The following is a 24047-nucleotide window of genomic DNA, read 5'->3' on the forward strand; positions in this document are numbered from 1 at the left end:
GCCGACAGCGCCGCGAGCGCGTCGGCGTCGACGCCGTCGAACGCCGTCGGCTCCGCGCCGGTCGCGAGGACGATCCCGTCGGAGCCGACCGGCACCGCGAGGACCCGCTCGGCCCGGAGCCCGGTCCGAGCGAGGACGTCCGTGAACGCCTCACGGTCGTCAACCGTCGGCTCGCCCGCCTCGAGGATCGGCTCGAGCCGCGTCCCACGGGGGTCGATCGCCGGCGGTTCGATCGACGCGTCGTCGCTGCCAGTGTGGTCGGCCGTCACGGTGGCTGCCGGCCGAAGGTCGTCGTCGGTTCCGCGGTACCAGACGGCGACGTCGGCCCCGGTCCACTCGCCGACGGCGTCGACGACCGCACGCCGAACGGCCGAGGGGGTTTCCGCACTGGCGAGTGCAGCGGTCGTTCGACGAAGCATCGACGCCGCGCCGTCGCTGGACTCGGCCCCATCGCGCACGACACAGAGCGTTCGATCCGCCGTCGATGGGGCGCGGTCGGCGTCGAAGTCGGGAGACAACGGTGCGATGGAAACGTCGACCGGCCGCGGCGGCTCGGTCGCGAGCGTCCCCGAAACGGGGTCGAGCCACCTGACGACCGGCGAGTCGGCCCGCTCCAGCACCGCCGCCGCGAGGTCGTCGTCGAACACCGATTCGAGGTCCCGGCCGACCAGCGACGCCGCGTCGGCCAACTCCAGCAGCGCCGGGTTCGCAAGCCGGATCGTCGACCCCTCGAGGACGGCGATCCCGACGTCGACGGCGTCGACGACCGACTCGAGGAGCGCGAGCCGATCCCGATCCGTCTCCACGGCCTCGGCGGGCCGGTTCCGGACGTGGATCGTCGCGCCGTCGTCACCGGGATGAACGGCGACAGTGATCGGGTCCTCGAGCGAGGGGGCAGTCGTCTGGAACACGGTGACCGAGCCGGTCCGCTCGGCCTCCCGGACCCGTTCGGAGAGGGACCGACCGAGGGCGTCCGGAAGCCGGTCCCAGAGGACGACGCCCGGCGGGAGCGGGTCGTCGGCCACCGTCGAATCGAACCGCCGGACGAATCGGCTGGCTGCCGCGTTCGCGTACTGTACGTCGTCGTCCGAACCGAGGACGAAAAGCGGGTCCGTCAGCCGATCGAGCCCCGTTCGGACGGCGTCGGGACCGCCGGCGTCGGCGGTCGATTTCGCGTCCGTCCGCGTCACGATGACCCCCTCGAGGGCCGGATCCGCGAGCCGGTTGGTACAGGTAAGCGTCGCGACCCGCCAGGTGCCGTCGGCGTGGCCGAGTCGGACTCGGACCCGTTCGGTCGTTCCAGTCGGTCCCGCGACGGCGGTGGCAACGGCGTCGCGAACCGCCTCACGATCGTCGGGGTGGACGAGCCGCGTCAGCGCCGTTCGCTCGAGTTCGGTGGGCGTATACCCCAGCCGCGACTCGACGGCCGGCGTCGCGTACTCGACGGTCCCCTCGGCGTCGACGACCCAGACGACCGCGTCGGCTGACTCGAGAATCGCGCGGTGCCGCTGGGCGGCCGCGGACGCGGCGCGGCGATACCGCTCGCGATCGGCGGCGTTCCGAACGCGGGTCCGCAGGACGGTCGCCGACGCGTCGCTCGCGACGTCGCTGGCTCCCGCCTCGAGCGCCCGGTCGGCGTCGTCCCCGTCGGCGAGCGCGACGATCGGTACGTCGTCGGCTCGGTCCGCCAGTCGCTCGAGGAGCGAGGGCGAGTCCGAGCGCTCGTCGGGGTCGAAGGGACAGACCAGACAGTGGACCTCGCGCTCGGCCAGTCGTTCGCGGGCAGCCGCGGCCGTTCGCGCCCGTAGCAGCGACTGCTCCGCGAACGCCCCAACGAGGGCGTCCATCGCGTCGTCGGCCGAAGGGGAGTCGCCGACGATCAGCACGCACGGGGAGTCGCCGACGGCGGTCTGCGTGGCGTCGCTCACTCGGCGACCACCTCCGACGAGTACCGCCGTGACGGCGAGACACGCCCCGCTCGAGCGGTCACGATAGCGATCCCGACGGCTCCGGGCGTGTTAAGTATCGATCTCGTACCGGTGGGTAGCACCGGATTAGGTTCGGTTGTCGATGTCGGTCGGCGAGCGGGGGACACCGCGAGGGCACGGTCAGGGTTGCTCGCGGACCGTCAGCACCGGCACCGGCGCGTTCCGGACGATCTCCTCGGCGACGCTGCCCGAAATCAAGTGATCGAGCCCGGATCGACCGGCCGTCCCGACGATGACCATGTCGACCGGGTTCACCTCCGCGTAGTCGACGATCTGTTCCTGGGGAACGCCGTGGCGAACGTCCGTCGTCGCCTCGACGCCGTCGCGTTCGGCCGCCGCTCGAGCGCGTTCGGCGGCTCCTGCGGCCTCGTCTTCCGGATCGTGTCGGAGTCGGTCCTCTTTCTCCGTCGCCTGTGGGCCGTCCTCCGAGACCGAGAGGACGTGCAGCGTCGCGTCGAGTCGGTCCGCGAGTTCGATCCCGTGGTCGGTCGCCCGCTGTGCGGCGTCGCTCCCGTCGGTCGCGACCAGCAGATCCTGATACATGTCCCCCGATTCGGGTGACGGCGGGATAGGTTCCGGACCTGCCGTTGCCTGCCGAGATGGGGGCGGCTCGAGCGAGGTGCGAAAAAGCGACTCGAAACGGCCAGGTCGGAACGCGGCCGGGGCGGGGCGCCGACGGTCAGGGAACCAGCGCGGCGAGGTCGATCGCGTCGAGGACGACGATCGCGAGGTACAGCTGTCCGATCCCGGCGACGATCATGACGACGCCCGCGATCCGTTTGAGCAGCCCGGTGTAGGCCGCGAGCCGGCCCGCGCCAGCGACCAGCCCCATCCCGGTCGCGACGGTCAGCGACACCATCAACACGACGAAGCTCCCGACGTAGGTCCCCAGCAGGACCGCCGCCGAGGTCGTCTGCAGCGAGAGCGCGCGGGTGACCACGCCGAAGAACACCGGCGCGACACAGCCGGCCGCCGCTAGCGCGTAGCCGACTCCGAAGATCCCGAACCCGAGGACGCTCGAGCGCCGCTTGGGAAGCGCGATCGAGGGCGACGGGGCGCGATCGAAGACGATCAGGAGGCCGAACGCGATCAGGACGACGCCGGCGAACACCTCGAACCACGTGACGGCCGACAGCGTCGAGTAGCCGACCCAGAACGTCGCGCCGAGCAGGACGCCGAAGGTGACCAACACGCCGAGGCCGGCGATCAGCCCCCGGCTGAGTGCGCCGCCGAGCGACGCACGGTCGCCGTCGGTCTGGCTGACGTAGAAGCCGACGTAGCCGGGCAGGAGCGGATAGGAACACGGCGAGAAGAACGTCGCGATCCCCGAGGTCAGTCCGAACGCGATCGACGTCGCGAGTGTGGTATCGACCATGTTAGTTTTCGATCGCTCGTTCGATACCGTCGACGAACTCGTCGGCGGATTTCCGCCCCTTGTCCGTCCACTGAACGCGTCCGTCGGCGTCGATCGCGACGGCGTAGGGGAGCCCCTCGATAGAGTACTGGGCGCTCAGGTCCCGGATCGGGTCGATTCCGAGCGTCCAGTTGCCGTCGTGTTCTTCCCACCAGTCGACGACCTCTTCTTTCGTGACCGAGCCACCGACGTTCTCGTTCGTAACCGACATGAACAGTACGTCGTCGCCGACTCGCTCGTGGGCCTCAATGAGATCGGGCATCTGCTTGGAACAGGGCGGACACCACGTCGCGAAGAAGTCGATGAACGTCGGCTGATCGGATGCGGGCACGCGTACCTCGCCGGCCTCGCTGCCCGGCGCGGCGATCGTTTCCACCGTCTGTGGCTCGACGGGGTCGGCGTCTTCGGTATTCCCGAACGAGGGGACGCCGCCGATAGCGACCGCACTCGCGCCACCGACTATACCGAGGCTACCGATTCCGGCGAGTAGCTCGCGCCTGCGCATCTAGCCGTTCACCACCGTTTCGAAATCGTCGATGAGGCTGGATACCTCGATCGAATGGCCCTTGGGATACACACGTTCGACGATCCCCGCTTCGTTGACGAGGAAGATATAGGGGAGATGCGGGAAGGTGTACTCGACGTTTTCGTAATCGTGCTCGTAGTTCTTTTTCAGTGACTCCTCGGGGAGCCCGTAGGTCTCACTGATGATCGATTGGGCTTTCTCGTAGCGCTCGGGCCGCATGAAATGCCAGTTGTCCGCCTCGTAATCGACGCTACGTCGGTCGGCGAACGTCCGTAGTTGCTCCGCGGTATCCCGTTCGGGATCGAACGTCATCGCGAGGAACGCCGCCTCGTCCTCGTAGCCGTTTTCGACCGCAGCCTGCTGTGCGCGTTGCAGTCGTAACGTCAGTGCGGGACACATCCCGTCCGGACAGTTCGTATAAATGAACGTCATCAAGACAGTCCGGTCCCCCTCGAACTGCTCGACGGAAATCGTCTCGTCGGAAAGCGGGTCAGGCAGCGTGACCGACGGGTATTCGTCCCCGTAGCTCGGATGCGTCGCTGCGCTGAGGTCAGTTTCCGGCGGCCCGAGAACGGCATCGGGATGGCCCGCGTCCCCATTGTCGTTCTCGTTTCCCCCCAGCGCCTCACCGAGACAGCCGGCAATACTGGTAAGTCCCGTTATCCCGGCCGTACCGAGGTATGTTCGCCGGTCCATAATCGACTCGAAGGGTGGGCCGATCAAAGGTTCATTGGTTCGGTTCCCGAAGAGCGGGCGATCCTCCGTCCACGGGACACGGATCCGACCACTGACACGACCGGTGAACGAGAGTCACCCTACGACCGGTAGACGAGAGGTCTCTTCGACCCGCGAACCAACAGGCGTTTCATCACCGGTTTCCAACCGTGAGTCAATGAACCGTCGGCGTTATCTCCGCGGCGTTGCCGGGGTTGGAGCGGTCGGAGCCGCCGGCCTCGCCGGCTGTCTCGAGCGGCTGGGCTTCGAAGAGGAATCGGCGTGGGCGAACCCGCCGCTGGTCGAGGACCGCCCGGACGCCGTCTACCTGCCCGCCTCTCGGGAGGAGATGGGCATGTACGGGATGGACAGCGACGGAGATTACGCCCTCGGGCTCTCGTACACGTTTCCGCATCGATTCTGGACCGTCGAGGCGACCAGCGAGGGCAAACAGCTCGTCGAGGTCGACGCCGACGACAGCCTCCATCTCATGCTGACCGTCTGGGACCGGGAGACGGACACCGTCCTTCCGGTGGATCCAGTCATCGAGGTGCGACAGGACGGGTCGCCCGTCGACGCCGGCATCTCGTCGCCGTGGCCGATGATCTCCCAGCGGATGGGGTTTCACTACGGCGACAACATCCGCCTCCCCGGCGAAGGCGAGTACACGGCTCGAGTCCGTGCCGGGCCCGTCTCGGCCGACCGAACCGGTACGTTCGACGGTCGACTCGAGTCGGCCGCGACGCTCGAGGTCGACTTCGAGTACAGCCGCTCGTCGATCAACGATCTCTCGTTCCAGACGATCGACGAGGAGCGGCGAGGGAACCGCGGAGCGTTGCCCCTCATGTCCCACGGTGATGGCGGGGACAGCGACGGGGCCGGAGACGGAAGCGGCGGGATGCCACCGATGGGGCAAGGACCGCCGATCGACGACCTCCCCGGCGAGTCGCTGGGGACCGAACGCAGCGGCGACGCGGCGATCACCGCGATCAGGACCGACGCCGAGCGGTTCGTCGGCAGCGACGGTGGCGAATACCTGGCGGTCTGTCTCAGGACGCCGTATCACGGTATCAGCCTCCCGCTGACGTCACTATCGGCGGCCCTCGAGCGCGACGGCTCGGTCCGCCTGGAAGAGCGATTGACCGAGACGTTAGACGGCGAGTTCGGTCACCACTACGGGCTCGCGGTCGACGATCTCGCCGCCGGAGACCGACTGAGAGTCACCGTCGATTCCCCGCCGCAAGTGTCCCGTCACGACGGCTACGAAACGGCGTTTTTCGAATTCGAAGACGTAACGTATACGGTCTGAGTCGGGACGGGGTTCGCGTCCGCTGAATCGACACTGCGGGTCAACCGCCGGATTCTCCGGCCGTGCTGCCGGAAACAGCTTCTTTCGGGATTCCGGCTCGAGCCGCTGCTATTTTCACGGCAAACCGACGCGGTCCACGTCCGGTCGGACGACTACCGAGTGTCGCGGGGAATCGTTTTCCAAGTAAATCCGATCGTAGCGGGCGAAATCGTTCCGAAACGAACCGCAATAGTTCGGTACGGCTCCGATAACTATCGGGGAGTATCGAATACGACCAAGGCATGTCTCTGTCAACCAATTCGGATATGGATATCGGCTGCCCGGCGTGCGACGCGACGGTCGTTGCGTCCGTGCCGCCGGGGCCGGGAATCCACGCGGAGAGCGATTCGAATCGGCTCCTGGGGAAGGAAACCCGGTGTCGGAACTGCGGTCACGAACTCGAACTCTACTACTATTGAGCGGGCCGTACGGAATCGGTCGACCGAACTGGTCGCCGTCGGATCGGAACCTGAACATCCGGGATCGTGACGACGAGCGAGAGGGCTGCAGTCGTGTGCCACTGGCCCGGACTCGAGGGGGCCGACTACTGGCTCGAGCGGACGTGTCTCACACCGGGTTTCCGGTGAAATTCGAGAGGGACGCTGGTACTGGCTCGACATGGCCATGTGGAAACACACCGAATTTCCGGTGAACAGGACCGAATTTCCGGTGAGCAGGTCCAAGTTTCCGGTGGACAGGACTGAGATGGAGGACAGAATCAGTGCAAGGGACGACTCGGTTCGGCACCGATACGGCTGCGACTCGTTCTGATTCATAGTGGAGTCGGATCGATGACAGCCGTGGGGTCGAATCAGCAGTAACCATGGGTTCGAACACCGGGTTTCCGGTGAATCAGCAGAGCGTTTCCGAATCCCCGTTCCGCGGCGGTGCTGTTCTTTTTGTACCGGTACTGTTCTGTCACCGATTCAGTGACGTGAGAACTACCGACTCGACGGATTTGGCTGGTCCCCGCTCGAGTTCGATCACCCATTGCTCGATGAGGGGCGCTCGATGAACCCGGCAGTTCGACCGGTCGCGCGGTCACACCGTGTTTCCGGTGAAACGGGGCGGCGGCCGCCGCTCGAGAGCGGAGTGGTGAGACACACCGTGTTTCCGGTGAAGCAGTCCGAGACTCATCGACTGATACCGATCCGGTGAATCCGCAAAGCCACTGTAGCCGCCATAGAGGGGTTAATCGACCGCCTCAGTGCCTAAGAGGCCGCTCTGAGTGGAGACGGAGTTAGAGATCGAGTAGAGACCGGGTAGAGACCGGAGAATATCTCGAGGGCAATTGACAGCCCTTGATATCCTTTGACTGCCCTCGTGAGTGGTGATTGGTATCCTGTCATGATTATAGCCACATATAAGTAATAGATATGAGTATAGTCCACTAAGTGAATCAGAAAGTACTCTCGAGAGAGATCGAGAACGGATCCAGTCGAATCGGTGGATCACGCCAGCGGCGTTTCCGAGGGTTAAACCGCTCGTTCCACCCGGCTCGAGCGGGTGTGTACGTCCGGAGCGACCGTATTTCGAGCCGCCCCACACCGTGTTTCCGGTGAAACGCACCCCGACTTCGACTCCACCCCAACCCCCCAGTCGCCCCGTTTCACCGGAAACACGGTGTGTGTGTGTCCGCGACCGATCACCGATCGCAACCGAGGTTCCGGTCTCGAGTCTCCGGACGAGGACGTCCCGATCTGATCGTCAGTTCGGTCCGTAACCGCCCGCTCGGTGCCGAACACGCTCCGTGCGATCGATCCCCAATCCGCCGGGGCGGAACGGAAGTGCTATTTCACCGGAAACACGGTGTCCGACTATGTCGAGTTCCGGCGACGACCTGTTCACCCGCGACGACCCGATCTTCGAGAACAAGGAGCTACTCGAGATCAACCACCTGCCCGAGGAGGGGCGGATCGTCGGCCGGGACGACGAGATCGCCGAACTCGCGAACGCGGTCAATCCGGCGATCTTCGGCCAGAGCCCGAGCAACCTCCTCATTTACGGGAAGACCGGGACGGGCAAGTCCCTCTGTGCGAAGTACATCTCCGAACGGCTCGTCCGGGTCGCCGAGGACGAGGGGATCACGTCGGCCTTCGCCTACGTCGACTGCGCCCAGGACAACACGGAGACACAGGCGGTCCAGACGATCGCCCACACGTTAAACGAGCCGGCGATCACTGATGTCAGAATCCCCGATAAGGGACTAAGTACGTCGACCTACTACAAGCGCCTCTGGACGGTGCTGGACGCCCAGTACGACGTCGCCCTGGTCATCCTCGACGAAGTGGACAAGCTCGACGACGACGACATCCTCATGCAACTCTCGCGCGCGGGCGAGGCCGGCAAGCTCGAGTCGTGCAAGATCGGGGTTATCGGGATCAGCAACAAGATCAAGTACAAAGACCGGCTCGACGAGCGGGTCAAGTCGAGCCTCTGTGAACGGGAGTTCGTCTTCCCGCCCTACGACGCGACCCAGCTCCGGGACATCATGGAGGCCCGCAGCGACGCGTTCAAGGACGGCGTCCTCGAGCCGTCGGTCATCCCGCGGGCTGCCGCACTCGCGGCCCGGGAACACGGCGACGCGCGGAAGGCGATCGACATCCTGCGCTACGCCGGGGAGATCGCCCAATCGGAGGGCCACGAGACGGTTCGCGAGGAGTACGTCGTCCAGGCCCGCGAGCGGGCCGAGACCGACCGGTTCCGGGAACTCATCCGCGGCTCGACGCCTCACTCCCGCTACGTGTTACAGGCCCTCGCGGTCCTGTCGCTCAACACGCCCGACGAGGACGGGTTCCGGACCACCCGGATCTACGACGTCTACGAGGAGATCTGCCGGCAGGAGGGCTCCGATCCACTCTCCCTGCGCCGCGTCCGCGATCTCCTGAAGGAACACGCCTTCCTCGACATCCTCGAGCAGACCCGTCGCAGCGGTGGGAGCGCGGAGGGCAGCTATACCGAGCATCAGTTGCTCGAGGACCCCGAGGTCGTCCGGACCGTCCTCGTCGAAACCGACGAGCCGTAGCCGAGCGACAGATCGGCGGGGCCGCCGTGGAACCGACCCCATACGTGGAACCGACCCCATATCGAATCGAGTTCCGTGCAACGGATCGAACCCTGGAGACCGCAGTCGGCCGACATTTCACCGGAAACCCGGTGTCCCGGCTGCAGGAGCCGATCGTCCGGCACCGAACTCTCCCGCGGCATCACTGCCCCGTCGCCCAGCCCCGCGGGGTGTCGTTCAGCCGTTCGGCTCCGTCCTCGGTCACGGCGACGAGGTCCTCGATTCGAACGCCGAACTCCCCCTCGAGGTAGATCCCCGGTTCGATGCTGAACACCATGTCAGGCTCGAGTTCGCGGTCGTTGCCCGCGGCGATGTAGGGCGGTTCGTGGACCTCGAGGCCGACGCCGTGGCCCGTCCGGTGGACGAAGGCGTCGCCGTAGCCGGCATCTTCGATAACCGACCGCGCCGCGCGGTCGACCGCCCCTGCCGTCACGCCCGGCTCGACCGCCTCGACGGCGGCGTTCTGGGCTTCTCTGACGGTCTCGTGGACGCGTTCGTACGCCGCGGGCGGCTCGTCGCCGACCACGATCGTCCGGGTTTGATCGCCCGGATACCGCCCTATAGTAGCTCCACTTCCCTCGAGGTCGGCCGCGACGAAGGCCCCGAAGTCCAGAACGACGGGGTCACCGTTCTGGATCTCCCGCGAGCCGCTGTGGTGGTGCGGTTGCGCGCCGTTCGGGCCGGCGGCGACGATGGTTTCGAACGCCGGTTCCTCCCCGCCGTCCGCCGCGAGCAAGCGATCGATCTCGGTCGCCAGTTCCGCTTCGGTGGTCCCGATCAGGTCCGTCCCCCGCTCACGGATTTCGAGCGCGACCCGATCCGCGACCGCGCCGGCTCGCCGCAGCGTCTCGAGTTCGACCGCGTCCTTCCGGATCCGGAGCGGCTCGAGGACGGTCCCCGCCAGTCCGAACGCGGCCTCGGGGAGCAACTCACGCAGGTCCTGAGTAAATGTCGCCCACATGCGGTCGTCGACGAGGACGGTCGGCGGCCCTTCGATCTCTCCCGCGAGCGAATACCCATCGATAACGGCCTCGATGGCTTCGAGCGGGTCGTCCGCATCGGTCCAGAACCGCCGCTCGAGGTCCGGAATCGGAAGCTCGGACAGTTGCGCCTCGTACATCGCCGGCGCGACGATCGCGGGGTCGCCGTCTCGAGGGACGAACAGCAGCAGGTGTCGCTCCGAGGGCGACTCCTCGAAGCCGGTCAGATAGGTCAGGTTCGGACTCGGGAAACAGACGACGAGGTCGGCCCCTTCCGCCGTGAGCCGGCGCTTGCAGGCTTCGATGCGGCGCTCGAACGGTGGTTCCATGAACGGGTGTTCGCTCGAGCGGTGAATCAACGTTTGGTTAGTCGGGTGTGAAGGCGGCTCCGGTCGTGAATATCGACTCCTGTCGTGAACATCGACTCAACGATATCGACCGTCCTGCTATCGTGGCAACACGGAGTGGCCACGCCCTCCCCAGCCGATTCGCTCGCGCGGTGTCGTCGGCCGTCCTCGTTGGCACTCGTCCAGCCGACAGCGCACGCCACCGCCAGTCGTTTTCCGATTCCGACGACTCGTCCCATCGCCGACCGCACCAGTTTCCCGACGTGACCGTTGCCGCGGGCGGACGGTCACTCGAGGGCGAACGCCGTCGGAAACGTATTAACCCCCCAGCGACCGCAGGCCGCGAAGCAACCCGTCGGGACGCTGTGTCATTACAGCGAATGCGAGTTCCCGAGCGGTTGTCGTCGACGGCTGTACGGAATCGACAGTGCCGGGCCGACGGTCGAGGCCGAACGGACGACGAGTCCGCGACCGGCGGGCCGAGCTGTCCCGGTTCGCTGATCGTCGTCTCGAACCGGCAACCGTATCGTCACGAGTACGACGACGCGGGGCCGCCGACTGAGACTGACGGCGGTGCCCACTCGAGCGCTACTGCCCAGACCCGGTCGATCACGGTCGACGAGCCGACCGGCGGGCTGACAGCCGGGCTCGATCCAGTCGTCAAGCGGACCGACGGGACGTGGATCGCCTGGGGCGACGGCGAGGCGGACTTCGACGTGACCGACGAGCGAAACTGCGTCGCCGTCCCGCCCGGGGAGGAGGACTACACCCTCCGCCGGCTCGATCTCTCGGAGGAAGCGGTCGACTCCTACTACTACGGCTTCAGCAATCGCGTCCTCTGGCCGCTCTGTCACGGCTTTCCCGATCTGATCGAGGACCGATCGAACGACTTCGAGTGGTACCGGACGGTCAACGAGCGGTTCGCCGACGCGGTCGCCGACCACGCGACGGCCGACGCCGTGATCTGGCTGCAGGACTACCATCTCGCGCTCGCGCCGCGGATGATCCGGGAGTCCGTGCCGGCCGGCGCGACCGTCGCCCACTTCTGGCACATTCCGTGGCCGTCGCCGCCGACGTTCCGGCAGTGTCCCGCCGGTGGCCACGTCCTCGAGGGACTGCTCGGCAACGACCTGCTTGGCTTTCACGTCGAGCAGTACGCGGATCGGTTCCTCGAGTGCGTCGACCGGTTCCTGCCGACGGCGACCGTCGACCACGAGCGCCGAACGGTCCGGTACGATGGGGGGCGAACTCGCGTCGTCGCGACGCCGATGGGAGTCGACGCCGCGGCCTACGACCGGGACGCTCGGTCGGTCGACCCCGACCGCCTCGCCGACCTGCTCGAGGAGTACGACATCGCCCCCGACACGACGCTCGGGCTGGGCCTCGACCGACTCGACTACACCAAGGGGATTCCCGAACGGCTGGCGGCCATCGAGCGGTTCTTCGAGCGAAACCCCGGCTGGCGCGGCGAGTTCACCTTCCTCCAGAAGGCGACCCCCTCGCGGACCGACATCGAGACCTACCAGCGCCACGGCGACCTCGTCCGCAGCGAGGTCACGCGGATCAACCGCCGCTTCGAGACCGACGACTGGCGGCCGATCGCCTACACCGAGGACTACCTCTCGACGGACGACATCTGCACGCTCTATCGGCGCGCGGACGCCATGGTCGTCAGCCCACTGGTCGACGGGATGAATCTGGTCGCCCAGGAGTACGTCGCGGCCAGCGTCGATGGCGACGATACGCTGGTGTTGAGCGACCGGACCGGCGCGCACGAACGACTCGGCTCCCACGCGCTGACGATCGATCCGATCGACACCGACGGGTTCGCGGCCCAGCTCGAGGCGGCGCTCTCGATGCCGGCCCACGAGCGCCGGCGTCGGATGAACACGCTGCGCCAGCGCGTGTTCGCCGGCGACCTCGAGTCGTGGATGGCTACGCAGTTCGACTGGTTCCGGCGGCTCCGCGACGAGCGGGGTCGGACCGACGCGGGCTCGGACAGCGATTCCGACTCGCGGGAACCCACGCCGCCGGTCTAACGGATGACCAGCTCCGAATCCGGAACCGCCGCTGCCGAGTCGTCGCCCCGGCCGCTCGAAGACGGATTCCCGGCCGTTCGGGAGACACTCGCGGACGCTGAGCAACTGCTCGTCTGTCTCGATTTCGACGGGACGCTCGCGCCGATCGTCGACGATCCCGACGCGGCCCGACCGACCGAGGACAACCGCCACGCCGTCGCGAGGCTGGCCGCCCACCCGGACGTGACGACGGCGGTCGTCAGCGGCCGGTCGTTGCAAGACGTCCGCGGTCGCATCGACGGGCCGGCGATCTACGCCGGCAACCACGGCCTCGAACTCGAGCGGCGGGGATCGATCGCCGTCCATCCCGTCGCGCGGAAACGGGCCGCTCGGATCGACCGCCTCTGTACGGTCCTCGAGACGACGCTCGCGTCGATCCCGAACGTACGGATCGAGAACAAGCGCCTGTCCGGGACGGTTCATTTCCGGTCCGTGCCGACGGCCGCCCGGCCGGTCGCTCGCCGGCTCACGACCGCCGTCTTCGAGGCGTTCAACGATGGCGCGCTCGAACTCTCCCGCGGGAAGCGCATCCTCGAGATCGGGCCGTCGATCCCGTGGGGGAAGGGGAACGCCGTCGAGTTGATCGCGGCCGACGAACCGCGGGGGACGGCCGCCGTCTACGTCGGGGACGACGTCACCGACGAGTCGGCCTTTCGTGCCGTCGAGCCGGACGGGATCGGGGTCCGGGTCGGCGGCGACGGCCCGTCGGCTGCCTCCCGTCGGGTCGAGTCGCCGGCGGGCGTCGCGTCGTTGCTCACTCGACTCGCGGACGGCATGTCGTCCGGTCCCGAGCGGCGACCCTGAGCCGGGCCCGAATCGCCGGGGGCCGTGCGGACATCCCGTCGTCGGCAAGGGGACCGGTTTCGCCACCCGAATAGACCACTCGAACCCTCCGAAACCAACACAAATAAGAAATTTGTTGTCCGGGGCCGAAAGTATTAGTTACCACTGGAAATACAATGGGGACGAGTGTGAACGTGTGTGAAACTCCGACAGCCAACTGATTTCCTGATCCTCGAGGCGCTCGAGGACGAGGGGCGAAACGTCGCGACGAACCTCGCGGCGCATACGGGAAAGAGTCGAAAGAACATCAACACCAGACTCCCGGTTCTCGAGGACTACGGGCTGGTCCGGAAGATCGGCCCCGCGGAACGCTCGGGACTCTACGAGATCACGTCGGCGGGGAAGGCGGCACTGGTGTATCGCGATCAGTACGATGAGGTCGACGACTTCGAGGCGCTGATCGAGGGGCCGAACGCCGGCACTGATGGAGAGGGGGAGCGGGCGAGTTTCGTCCGGGGGAGCGACGACGCCGACGACGGGGAGTAACGCTCGTTCTCCGCGCACCCGCTCCGTACCGATCGGACAACCCAGGGTTCCGTAGCCTGCGGACCGGAAAGCCTGCGAACCGAGTCGTCGCCGACTCGAGCGTCGGTCAGTCGCTGGCCTGGTGACGCGTCACCGGTCGGCCCCATCTCGTCCGTCGGCGGCGAGTTCCTGCCTGGCACACGCGGAAAAGGCGAAATCGAGTCGTCGCTCGCGACCGTCCGTCGGCGGAATCGCGCCTCCACACCGCGTCGGGGAGGGATCGAACCCCGGGTCCCAGGCGTAGGAACTCAGCATCGGCGTCGTGACGATCGCATCACCCGATCGAACGGCGACGCCGTGGCGGTGGGCCAGTCCGAGCGCGTGCCCGACTTCGTGAAGCAGTACGTGCATCGTCCGCGCCGCCGTCGTGACCGGGACGATCCAGTCGTCGCCGAGCAGGTCGTCGACCGACTCGAGCCGTCCGATGTGTCGCGCGCCGCCGACCGACGCGACGTGGGGGACCCCGTAGCCGGTCGGCGCGTCCTGCATTCCGTCGTCGGTCACCAACAGGTTGACGCCCGAGACGGGGTCGATGTCACGGCGGCCGAGCCGCCCCGACGCGAGCGCCAGCGGCCATTCACCGCGACTGGTGAGGCGTGCGGCATCCTCGGTCGACACCGCGACCGTGCCCCCCACGGTCGGCTCGACGCGCCGCCGCTCGAGCGCGAGCGTCCGTGCGAGGAACGCGCGAACGCGGTCGGCTACCCCGTCGTAGCGACCAGCCCGCTCGGAGAGCCAGATCCGGACCGCGAGGGCGTCGTCGTCGGCCCGCGTCGTATACGCCAGCGTGCCGAGCGACGCCATCGAGCCGACGGCCCCCAGAAACACGCGGCGCTTCACGGCGACGACTTTCGCCGCCGCCGTTCAGATTCTGCGGGTGAACAGAGACACGCATTAGGGTCGATCAGTGACACCGCGTCCGCCCGGCGGCCGTCGGGTATCGACCACGCGGGCGCGGCGACCGGTGACTCTGATCTCGAGTCCGGCCGGCAGTGCGGTCGGCTCGACCGGACGGAGCATGAGCAAGGCGTCCTCGGCGGTTTCGACCAGCCGTCTGTCCGGCTCTCGTTGGCGCAGACAGAGCGCCCACTCGCCGGACCGGAGCCGGGTTCGGACCTGCCAGTCGGTGTAGTACCGACCGTTCGATCCCCTGAGGACGGTTTCATACGGCGACGTCACCACGGAACGCCCACCCTCACTCGGCCCGCGAGCAGCCGCCCGGAAACGGATCTCGGCATTCTCGTCCGAGCCGACCGGGGCCAGCCCCGTCGCCGCTTGGCTTCATATACGCGACTGTTAAGCGATCATGAGTGTCGTGCAAACGAGAACACGGGACACCGAGATCACGGAGTATAGTAGCGGCTCCCGATCATGTCTGTGGATACCATTATCAGGATCGAGTGACTGGGTTCGACCGGCGTCAGTCGGAGTCGCCGCGCGATTGTGACACCATTCGAAACACCACCACCACCTACCGCGTCGGGATGCGGCGTCGCGCGGTTCCGCTGGTGTCCCGGGACCGAGCGGGTCGAAGACCGGCCCGTCAGTGCCCGGCCCCGTCTCCCGACGCCGCGGTTCCGTGTTCCGCCCGAGTGAGATCCCCCACTCGAGCGGCGGCTCGACGCTCACTCGGTGCTGCTGCCGCCCTCGAAGAACTCGCTGAGGATCGATTTGAGCCCCTTTCGCAGGTGCTGGTGCATCGTCGGCGGCGAGATGTCCATCGCTTCGGCGATGTCCTCGCCAGTACTCTCCCGGGGCCAGTCGAAGAAGCCGCCGTAGTAGGCGAGTCGCAAAGTCGTGAGCTGTCGGTCCGTGAGTTCGTCGAGGATCCGATCGCGGCGCTCCGCTGCCGTCCGCACCGGTCGGTCGACCTCCCGCCTTGCGACGAGTTCGGTGTTCGCGTAGACGACGGTCAACGCGTCCGCGATCTCCCGGATGTCGGCGTCCTGTGAGACTTCGACCAGACAGCGTCCCACGCCGTTCTCGACGACGACGTCACAGATCGTCGCGCCGTGGTTCACGAGCGTCCGAACACCCGATTTCGCGAGTCGGATCTCGACCGTACACTGGTCCTCGCCGTCGTGGATGAGTCGACACTCCTCGACCGAATCGTGGGCGTCGGCCTCGTCGCGGACCGTCTCGCCGTCGAGACCCTCGATCGTGACGTACTGGAACGTTCGCCCGCCAGCGGTCGTCCCCGCCCACTCGAGCGAACAGGTACAACCGTACTCCTCGGAGAGATCGAAGGAAAACGTGTCGCCGCCGTCGATGCGGAACTCGAGTTCGACGACGGTGTCGGCAAAGAGCAGTTGGCGGTTCTTGACGGCCATGATCGTAAAGCCGATCGTCTCGCCGAGCAGGCGGAACCCAGCCCGTTCGCGTTCGCTGAAGGCGTCGTCCCGACTGGCGAGTACCGTCAACACCCCGTAGGTCGCGTCCTCGTGGGTGATCGGGACGGCGATCGCCGACCGGACGTCGTCCTTGCGGGCCGCCTCCCGAAGCGGCTCGGGCGTCGTTTCGTCGTCGAGGATGTGGTTCGTCGTCTGAATCTCGCCCGTTCGGGCGGCTCTGGCGACCGGTCGCTCCCGACTGGTGGCGTACTCGATACCGTCGCTGACCCGATCGAGGTAGGTATCGGCCTCGCCCGTCCCCGTTCGATAGGTGAGTCGGCCCTCGCCGGTTCGTTCGGCGATCCACGAGCCACAGTACAGTTCCGAGTCGACGAGCTGTGTACAGACCTCGCGCTCGATGGCGTCGCGAGCGGGTGCCTCCACCAGCGTCTCGATCACCTGCCGAACCACCGCGTTGATCCGGTTTAACGTCTCGAGTTGGTCCTGTCGGGATCGGAGCCGCCGTTCGCGTTCGACCCGCTCGGTGATGTCCCGGGCCAACCAGACGACGGCGCGTCGCCCCCGGATCCGCTCGTCGATCGGGACGACGCGGGCTTCGAACCGTCGGCGGCCGTCGGTCGTCTCGGCGTCGTACTCGACCGACTGGACCTCGTCCGTTCGGAGGGCCCGATCGAGACAGTCCTGTAACTCCGCGGCGACCTCGTCCGGAAAGGCGTCGTCGAGTCGGCTGCCGCGCAGTTCGTCGACACTGGTCCGGTACAGTTCTGCCGACTCCGAGCGTACTTTCGCTTCCAGATAGGTCCCGTCCTCGCCGATGACGAAAGCCTCGTCGGGCAGTTCGTTCGCGAGGATACGGTGCGGCCGCTCGTCCGTCGTCACACGGTCCCGCGACCCGATCGTCGAGACGATCCGATCGATCGGGTCTTCGTCGCGCTCGCTCGGGACGTAGTCGGTCGCCCCGGCACGGAGTGCCACCGTAGCGAGTCGCTCGCTGCCGTCCTGTGGGGCGACGATCGTCGGCACGTCCGGCGTCTCGGCGTGGACCCGTTGTAACAGCGTCTGGATTTCGCCGGGACAGTCCAGTTCGAGGACCACCGCGCCCGGTGGCGATACCCCCGCTTCGTCTGCGGACGTCAGAGCCGCTTGCTCCGTCGCCGTCGACTCGTCGTCAGTCGCGGGACCCGAGTCGTTCCCCCCGTCCGTTTCGGGCTCATCGACCGACGACTCGAGGATCGACCCGATGTCGTCGGCCGTCGACACCGCTCGAACGGCGCGGTCGGTCGCCTGTTCGAGTCGGGGTCGAAGGCGACTCCGTTCGCTTCGAGCGTCGATCACGACGACGATCGGTCGTTGACAGTCTCCAGTGGCCATCCGTATCTCTCTCGTCGCGTCCGCCGACACCGCTACCGCCTCGCTCCTTTCTGTCACATCGTGACTGTGAAATAAAAGCTTGCTGGTCAGACGGGGTCGATCGGCGCGAACTCGACCGGGCGTGAATGCGCCACGTCGACGCCGGGCGACTCCCTCGAGCGGAGGCCCGCCGAGGGAGCTACGACGAAACCCAACCCCCCTATCCCGGCGTCCCGCGACCGATTAGAGTTCGCCTCGTTCCCGCAGCGCATCGATCAGATCGTCCACGAGGGGGTCGACGCCCTCGTAGGGGAAGTCACCGCCGTCGGTCTTGGTGTACAACTCCATCGCGGTCATCGAGAACTCCCCGGTCTCGAACCGCGTACTCGGGCCGTCAGGGAGCGCCGGGATCAGCGTCATGGGGTCCGAAACGGGATAGTCAGCGCCCTCGAACGCGTCGACCAGCTGTTCTCGGAGGTCTGCTTCGACTGTCATGTTAGGTCGTGATTATCCCGCGGGCGCATTAACTTCCGGGTGCGATCGCGGTCAGAGCCGGCGCATGCACTCGGAGCGGAGTCCCCGCTCGGTCGACTCGCCGGCCTGAACCGCGATCGAACCCGTCAGGGCGGTCGTTCGGTTGACGTCGGTCTCGTCGAGCGCCATCCCGAACACCAGCACCGCGAGCTGGATCAGCGGGGCCGCGAGCTACCATGGGAGGAAACTGAGGAGAACGCCGGGATTTTCGAGCTTCGATCCGCCGACAGGAACCGATCCCGTGGCTCGAGGATCGCCCTCACTTGCGACCGAAATAGTAGACCCCCAAACATATAGTCGAAACAGTGATTAATCAGCGGGGACGAGTGTTCCCCCATGGCGAAGGATACCGTCAGGTACCCCGACGACGTGGTCGAGGAAATCGACGCACTCGTCGACGACGGTATGTTCGAGAGCAAATCCGAGTTCTATCGCTTCTCCGCGGAATACGTCCTAACCCTGATCAACGACGACCACGACGTCAAGACGTTCAACTTCGACGAGATCAAGGGCGAACTCGATATCAGCGACCGCGACCACGCCGAAGCGCTCGGGGCCGACGGCGGGACCTTCTTCCTCGATGCCGTGATCAACGTCCGCAAACACGGGCTCCGGGGCAACTACGAGGCCGCGGAACGCTTCATCGACACCCACTACGACGAGACTGACCAGGAGTGTATCATCCTCGAGGAACTGCTCGGGACCTACCGCGACGAATCGGCGTAGCTGTCCGTTCGAAGCCCTTCTCCGGGTTCTCACTCACTCGAGAACGGCTCGCCGAGCGCCGCCAGATCGACGTTCTCGGCGACGAGCCGCGCCGCTCGATCGGACGGCGTCGCGCCAGTCCGTTCGGCTCCTCCCGACGGTGATCCGCCACCCACTCCGTTCGTCGGCCGGTCGACGCCGGCCGTCTCCGCGACGTACTCGAGAAAGGCCGCCCGGACCGACTCGTTGTCGAACAGGCCGTGCAGATAGGTCCCCAGCACGTGCCCACGGGCCGCGCTCGAGTCCCCGAGCGGCCGCGTCACGTCGCCGACCGCCTCCGTCCGTCCCGCGTGGATCTCGTATCCCGTCGCGGGGCCGTCCGCACCGGACAGCAGCGGCGACGCCGACCCGTCGACGGGCACCGCGGTCTGCTCGAGGCGCTTCTTACCCTCGAATCGGGTCTCGACCGGCAGCAGGCCAAGTCCCTCGACGACGTCGTCCTCGCCGGTCCCCTCGAGCGCGGCGTTGGTGATGCGCTCGCCAAGTAGCTGGTAGCCCCCACAGAGGCCGACGATCGGGCCGTCGAAGGCCGCGAGCGCGTCGGCGTAGCCGGCGGCCCGCAGTGCCAGCAGGTCGTCGACCGTGTTCTTCGTCCCCGGAAGGACGACTGCGTCGGCGTCGACGCCCGCGAGCGGATCGGTCGCGGCTGGGTCCCCGTCGCGGCCGCCCTCGTCGACCGGGAGATACACCACCGAGACGCCGGGTACCTCCGCCAGCGCCTCGAGGTCGGTCGCGTTCGAGATGCGGGGGAGCCGCGGGACGGCGATCCGGAGTCGCCGGTCGGCCGGCACGCCGTCGTCGTCCCCGACGACGCCGCGTTCCTCGCTGCCGGGGAGGCCGACGCTGTCCTCCTCGGGGAGTCCGGGGTCGTCGTACGGGAGTACGCCCAGAATCGGCACCCCGGTACGGGATTCGATCTCCTCGATGCCGGGCTCGAGCAAGGACGGGTCCCCGCGGAACTTGGTGATGACCGCGCCGACGATGCGGTCCCGGAGGTCGTCGGGGACGAGTTCGATCGTCCCGTAGAGACTGGCGAAGGCCCCGCCGCGCTCGATGTCGACCAGCAGGAGGATCTCGGCGTCGGCGAAGTCGGCCGTTTCGACGTTCGCGAGGTCCCGATCGTGGAGGTTGATCTCGCCGATGCTGCCCGCACCCTCGGCGATAATCACGTCGTTGTCGGCCGCCAATCTGCGGTACGACTCCGCGGCAGCTTCGCGCGCGCGAGTCCAGTACTCTTCGTAGTAGGTGCCGGCCGGCACGTGGTCGTGGGCCTCCCCCTGCAGGACCAGTTGGCTCTCGCCGTCGCCGCGCGGTTTGAGCAGGACCGGGTTGCAGTCGGTGGTCGGGGTAGTCCGGGCGGCTCGAGCCTGCACGAACTGGGAGACGCCGATCTCGCCCCAGCGGTCGCCGTCGGCGTTCGCGTTCGGATCACCGTCGCCGCCCGGGTCGGCGTCGGTTCCGCCCTCGCCCTCGGCGTCCGGCCGCACGACGACGCGGGCGTTGTTGCTCATGTTCTGGCCCTTGAAGGGAGCGACGTCGACCCCGCGGTCAGCGAGCAGTCGACAGAGCCCGGCCGCGACCGTCGACTTGCCGACGTGGCTCGCGGTCCCGGCAACGAGAAGCGTTCGTGTCATCCGCGTTGGCGGTAGTCGGGAAGCCGAGGGTATCGTCCTATCGGTTCGCGTTCAGCGTCCGATGCTGTCGCGACTCGCGGTCGTTTGCGGCCATTCCCGCAGGAACCGTCGTCATGGAAGCTCGGACGCACACTCGAGCAAATCGTCCTCCGTTTGCCAGGTGCGGAGTCGATCCGCGTCCGCGAGCATCTCGAAGATAGACGTCTGCATCCCGCTGTAGGGGCTTTCCGGGTCGGCTTCCGTTTCGATCTCGTCCGGTTCCAGGCCGTCGTACGTCCGCTTGAAAACGTACGTCTTTTCGAAGTACTGCTCCAGCGCAGTGAAATAGCCCTGTTCGACGAGAAACCCGCCGCTGTCGTGTTCGCACACGCCGACGATGTAATCGGCGTAGTCGGCGAGGAGACGGAACTTGAGGTAGGTATTCGTCCACTCGTTACGGATGTCGACCATCAGGAACGCGTAGCTATCCGTCCGTCGGTTGAGCCTGTCTTTGACGAGTTGCAGGCGATGGATCTCCGGCCGACCGTAGCTGCCGAGAACGAAATACGACCGCCCGATCGTGAGAAGCGGCGCCAGTTCCGTGACGCTGTGTTTGAGCGCTTCGTACTCCGCCGGCGTCAGCGACGACTCGTGGAGATACGACTCGGCCTTCGCCGCGAGGTCGTCGACCGTCACCGGCTCCTCGCTCATCGCTCGGTTTCACGCCCCTTCGAAACTTCAATTTGCCGACCGAACGAGGGACCGAGTCGTATACGACCGATTCGTATTTGAGCGAAACGCTTTTGCACGCACCGAACGAATCCATAGGTATGAGTACCCCGGACCGGCCGCCGGCGGACCTCCAGCGCGTCCGCGAGCGACTGAACGTCGTGACACAGGAGACGCGGTTCGCGCTCGTACAGGACCTCCTGGGTCATCCCGAAGGGCTACCGACGCTGAAGGAACTGGATTACGTGAACCCCAGTAAGAGTCGGACGACGATCCGACAACACCTCCAGCAGCTCATCGAGGCGGACATCGTCGAGGAGGTAACGCTCCCGAACGATCGTCGGCGGAACGATCTCCCCTACAAGTTCTACGGGATCAGCGACGAGGGGCGGGCGTTCCTCGAGGCACACGACCTCCTGCGGGCCGAAGAGACGTTACGGTCCGTCTACAATCGAGTCGAGAAGACCGACGAAATCGAGCGGTACGAAGCCGCACCACGACCGGAGCGATAGGGTCGGCGTCTCCGTAGCAGCTACTCCGTTCTGTATCTCGCGTCCCAGCGCGGTCCGGCTCGGCTCGAGAGGACGATCCCCACTGCCCCCATGACGAGCCCGCCGAGGACGAGGACCGCGGCCAGTTCCACGGACGGTGGGACGACGACGAAGCCGGCCACGAGCGTCGGCACGAGCGCGACGGCGACGCCGATCGTGAACGTCGCGAAGCGGACGGCGTCGAAGAGGAACTCGTTGGGATCGAAGCCGGCGATGAAGACGGTGAGTCCGTAGTAGTACAGCGCATAGCCGGCCAGCAGCACGGCCCCGACGACGGCGTCGAGTGGCGTCGCGTCGAACCAGACGACGGCGGCGAGATACGGGATCACGGCCGTCGGCGCGCCGACCAGGAGAAAGGCCGTTCGCTTGGCCCGGAAGACATCCGCGATCGAGACGGGGTAAGTGAGGTAGGCCTCGAGCGAGTCGAACTGGGTGAGCCAGTTGTAGGTGGTAAACGCCGAGAGCCCGAGGACGCCGCCGAAGAAGATCCCCGGCGCGGGCGCGACCCCGGTGATCGAGTCGACGACGCCGACCAGAGCGGCCACGAGCGCCAGCAGGATCGTCGACGAGACGAACGGCTTCCAGACCCCGCCCGAGGAGCGGGCGAGATCGAGCAGCGATTTCGTCACGAGGGGTGAATCGGCGACCGGTAGGGCCGCACTGAGCCGGGCGAACCGGTCGGTCGCGGTCCGCGAGGGCCGGCCGTAGGTCGGGTCGTACAGCAGGAGCGAGCCAGCCGCGACGACGAGGGTCGCGGCGGCCAGTCCGCCCGCGGCCGGGACGGTGCCCTCGATCGGGACGAGGAGGCGGCGAAGGACCCCGCCCGAGCCGAGCGCCCAGCCGCCGACGGCGGCGAGCCCGATTCCCAGCCCGATGGTCCACGGCGGCACGCCCCGCGTCCGAACCGCGATCAACGCGACGGTCGTCGCCATGCCGACGGTAAAGACCAGAAACAGCGACGCCCAGAACGCGACGAGCGAGAGCGGCGTCGTCGCGGAGAGCCCCTCGGCGACCGCGCCGCCGAGCGCCATCGGCAACACGAACGCGACCCCGTAAAACAGCGCGTCCTTCAGGAGGAAGACGCCGAGCAGCCGCCGGCGCGAGAGCGGCAACGTCGTCGACGAGGACAGCAACAGCGAGAGTCGGCCGAAGACGTTCTCGAGCATGTCCGAGCCGGCGAATCCGGCGGTGCCGCTGTAGAGTCCGAAACCGGCCGCGAGGACGTGGAGACCGACGACGACCGTCCCGGACGCGGTGCCGGTCTCGACGAGCGCGACCGAGCCGCCGACCGCGAGAGCGGCGATCACGAGCGGGAAGAGGGCGAACCGCCAGCCGCCGAACAGCTCGGTGTGCATGCGCCACTCCTCGCGAAAGAGGATCGCGAGCAGTCGACGCGTCGACAGGCCCGAACCGGAACGGCCCGTCCCCGTCGGGCCGGCCGGGTCCGTCGTCTCGCCAGTCATACGTCCAATTGCTCGAGCGTCGGCGTGTCTCGCGCGTCCTCGCCCTCGACGCGGTCCAGGAAGACCTCGAGCAGCGACTCGTCGGCCCCGTCGTCGGCGACGGACCGCTCCGTGACGAGTTGACCGTCGGCCACGATGCCGACGCGGGTACAGATCTCCTCGGCGACGTCGATGTTGTGCGTCGAGACGAAGACCGCGTTGTCGCCGGCCGCGTAGGAGACGAGGAACTGCTTGACCTGTTCCTGGACGAGCGGGTCGAGGTTCGCCAGCGGCTCGTCGATGAAGACAACGTCGGGCTCGTGGAGGAACGCCTGCGCGATCATCACCTTCTGTTGTTGGCCCCGGGAGAGATCGGTGTGTAGGGTATCGAGTTTGCTCTCGAAGCCGAGCCGCTCGGCCCAGCGGTCGGTCCGCTCGGCGACCCGCTCCGCCTCGAGGTTTCGCACCTCACCGACGAACTCGAGGTACTCGCGCGGCGTGAGAAAGCTCGGCGGCGACTCCTGTTCCGGGAGGATACCGACCCGCCGGCGCGTCTCGATCGGGTCCGTCGTCGGATCGGTCTCGAGAACGCTGACCTCGCCCGAATCGGGCTCGATCTGGCCGGTCAACACCCGGATCGTCGTAGTCTTGCCCGCCCCGTTCGGTCCGAGAAACCCGTACAGCTCCCCTCGCTCGACGGTGAACTCCATGCCGTCCACGGCGTCGACGGCGCCGTAGGACTTCTCGAGTCCGGCTACGTGAATCGCACCCATTGAACGCGAAACCGTTTGGAGGATTTGATAATAACTGTGTTGGTAGGGGAATAGTGACAGTGGTAGGGGGCAGAGACTCTTTATTCGGGATTGCGTCTGAAACTGAACGAGC

General features: G+C 66.8%; 21 protein-coding genes. 7 read left to right on the plus strand and 14 right to left on the minus strand.

Annotated elements, in window-relative coordinates:
* From ACSBP4_RS17980 to ACSBP4_RS18000, 5 genes are all read right to left on the minus strand, one after another.
* Positions 1-1928 (minus strand): PAS domain-containing protein (locus ACSBP4_RS17980; protein ID WP_435553037.1); only part of this gene is annotated, 1928 nt, incomplete at its 3' end.
* Between the two features lie 180 nt (positions 1929-2108).
* Entirely contained in the window at positions 2109-2531 is a 423-nt protein-coding gene (locus ACSBP4_RS17985; RefSeq protein WP_435553038.1) for a universal stress protein, read from the minus strand.
* A 136-nt stretch (positions 2532-2667) separates the two neighbouring features.
* A complete protein-coding gene (locus ACSBP4_RS17990) occupies positions 2668-3363 on the minus strand; it encodes a cytochrome c biogenesis CcdA family protein (RefSeq protein WP_435553039.1) in 696 nt (231 codons plus the stop codon).
* A 1-nt stretch (position 3364) separates the two neighbouring features.
* A complete protein-coding gene (locus ACSBP4_RS17995; protein ID WP_006650326.1) occupies positions 3365-3907 on the minus strand; it encodes a TlpA family protein disulfide reductase in 543 nt (180 codons plus the stop codon).
* Positions 3908-4624: an SCO family protein gene (locus ACSBP4_RS18000; protein WP_435553040.1), complete on the minus strand. Its 717-nt coding sequence runs from the start codon at positions 4622-4624 to the stop codon at positions 3908-3910. It abuts the gene before it with no gap.
* A gap of 196 nt (positions 4625-4820) precedes the next feature.
* On the opposite strand from ACSBP4_RS18000, the gene ACSBP4_RS18005 reads away from it, so the two are divergent.
* Together ACSBP4_RS18005 and ACSBP4_RS18010 are read left to right on the plus strand one after the other, a co-directional pair.
* Positions 4821-5951, plus strand: a complete 1131-nt coding sequence (locus ACSBP4_RS18005) for a DUF7350 domain-containing protein (RefSeq protein WP_049966313.1) — start codon at positions 4821-4823, stop codon at positions 5949-5951.
* 1858 nt (positions 5952-7809) lie between these two features.
* Entirely contained in the window at positions 7810-9015 is a 1206-nt protein-coding gene (locus ACSBP4_RS18010) for a Cdc6/Cdc18 family protein (RefSeq protein ID WP_006650323.1), read from the plus strand.
* A 181-nt stretch (positions 9016-9196) separates the two neighbouring features.
* Here ACSBP4_RS18010 and ACSBP4_RS18015 read toward each other — a convergent pair whose 3' ends face one another.
* A complete protein-coding gene (locus tag ACSBP4_RS18015) occupies positions 9197-10363 on the minus strand; it encodes a M24 family metallopeptidase (RefSeq protein ID WP_435553041.1) in 1167 nt (388 codons plus the stop codon).
* Between the two features lie 398 nt (positions 10364-10761).
* On the opposite strand from ACSBP4_RS18015, the gene ACSBP4_RS18020 reads away from it, so the two are divergent.
* The 3 genes from ACSBP4_RS18020 (at position 10762) to ACSBP4_RS18030 (ending at position 13788) form a co-directional block, all read left to right on the plus strand.
* Positions 10762-12420, plus strand: a complete 1659-nt coding sequence (locus ACSBP4_RS18020; protein WP_373633367.1) for an alpha,alpha-trehalose-phosphate synthase (UDP-forming) — start codon at positions 10762-10764, stop codon at positions 12418-12420.
* A gap of 3 nt (positions 12421-12423) precedes the next feature.
* Positions 12424-13263 carry a trehalose-phosphatase gene (gene otsB, locus ACSBP4_RS18025; RefSeq protein ID WP_435553042.1) on the plus strand — a complete coding sequence of 280 codons (840 nt, stop codon included), beginning with the start codon at positions 12424-12426 and terminating at the stop codon, positions 13261-13263.
* A gap of 177 nt (positions 13264-13440) precedes the next feature.
* Positions 13441-13788 (plus strand): winged helix-turn-helix domain-containing protein, encoded by a 348-nt coding sequence (locus ACSBP4_RS18030; RefSeq protein ID WP_006650319.1) that lies wholly within the window; start codon positions 13441-13443, stop codon positions 13786-13788.
* Between the two features lie 129 nt (positions 13789-13917).
* Here ACSBP4_RS18030 and ACSBP4_RS18035 read toward each other — a convergent pair whose 3' ends face one another.
* The 4 genes from ACSBP4_RS18035 to ACSBP4_RS18050 form a co-directional block, all read right to left on the minus strand.
* Entirely contained in the window at positions 13918-14667 is a 750-nt protein-coding gene (locus tag ACSBP4_RS18035) for a peptidase M10A and M12B matrixin and adamalysin (protein WP_435553043.1), read from the minus strand.
* A 54-nt stretch (positions 14668-14721) separates the two neighbouring features.
* Entirely contained in the window at positions 14722-15009 is a 288-nt protein-coding gene (locus tag ACSBP4_RS18040) for a hypothetical protein (protein WP_373633320.1), read from the minus strand.
* A 443-nt stretch (positions 15010-15452) separates the two neighbouring features.
* Positions 15453-17549, minus strand: coding sequence for a bacterio-opsin activator domain-containing protein (locus ACSBP4_RS18045; RefSeq protein WP_435553044.1), 2097 nt, complete (start codon positions 17547-17549; stop codon positions 15453-15455).
* Positions 17550-17771: 222 nt separating this feature from the next.
* Positions 17772-18023 carry an MTH865 family protein gene (locus ACSBP4_RS18050; protein WP_006179648.1) on the minus strand — a complete coding sequence of 84 codons (252 nt, stop codon included), beginning with the start codon at positions 18021-18023 and terminating at the stop codon, positions 17772-17774.
* Between the two features lie 375 nt (positions 18024-18398).
* Here ACSBP4_RS18050 and ACSBP4_RS18055 point away from each other — a divergent pair, with 375 nt between their 5' ends.
* Positions 18399-18788: a hypothetical protein gene (locus ACSBP4_RS18055; RefSeq protein ID WP_006179649.1), complete on the plus strand. Its 390-nt coding sequence runs from the start codon at positions 18399-18401 to the stop codon at positions 18786-18788.
* Between the two features lie 29 nt (positions 18789-18817).
* Here ACSBP4_RS18055 and ACSBP4_RS18060 read toward each other — a convergent pair whose 3' ends face one another.
* Positions 18818-20461, minus strand: coding sequence for a cobyric acid synthase (locus ACSBP4_RS18060; protein ID WP_435553045.1), 1644 nt, complete (start codon positions 20459-20461; stop codon positions 18818-18820).
* A gap of 111 nt (positions 20462-20572) precedes the next feature.
* A complete protein-coding gene (locus tag ACSBP4_RS18065; protein WP_435553046.1) occupies positions 20573-21151 on the minus strand; it encodes a hypothetical protein in 579 nt (192 codons plus the stop codon).
* 119 nt (positions 21152-21270) lie between these two features.
* Here ACSBP4_RS18065 and ACSBP4_RS18070 point away from each other — a divergent pair, with 119 nt between their 5' ends.
* Entirely contained in the window at positions 21271-21681 is a 411-nt protein-coding gene (locus tag ACSBP4_RS18070) for a helix-turn-helix domain-containing protein (protein WP_435553047.1), read from the plus strand.
* Between the two features lie 20 nt (positions 21682-21701).
* On the opposite strand, the gene ACSBP4_RS18075 is transcribed toward ACSBP4_RS18070, so the two are convergent.
* Both ACSBP4_RS18075 and ACSBP4_RS18080 read right to left on the minus strand, forming a co-directional pair.
* Complete coding sequence (locus tag ACSBP4_RS18075) at positions 21702-23183, minus strand: hypothetical protein (RefSeq protein WP_435553048.1); 1482 nt, start codon at positions 23181-23183, stop codon at positions 21702-21704.
* Positions 23180-23935: an ABC transporter ATP-binding protein gene (locus ACSBP4_RS18080; RefSeq protein ID WP_006649403.1), complete on the minus strand. Its 756-nt coding sequence runs from the start codon at positions 23933-23935 to the stop codon at positions 23180-23182. The genes ACSBP4_RS18075 and ACSBP4_RS18080 overlap by 4 nt, the downstream gene beginning before the upstream one ends.
* Positions 23936-24047: the final 112 nt, after the last annotated feature.

The sequence above is a fragment of the Natrinema sp. CGMCC1.2065 genome (assembly GCF_051225675.1).
Classification (GTDB): Archaea; Halobacteriota; Halobacteria; order Halobacteriales; family Natrialbaceae; genus Natrinema; species Natrinema thermotolerans.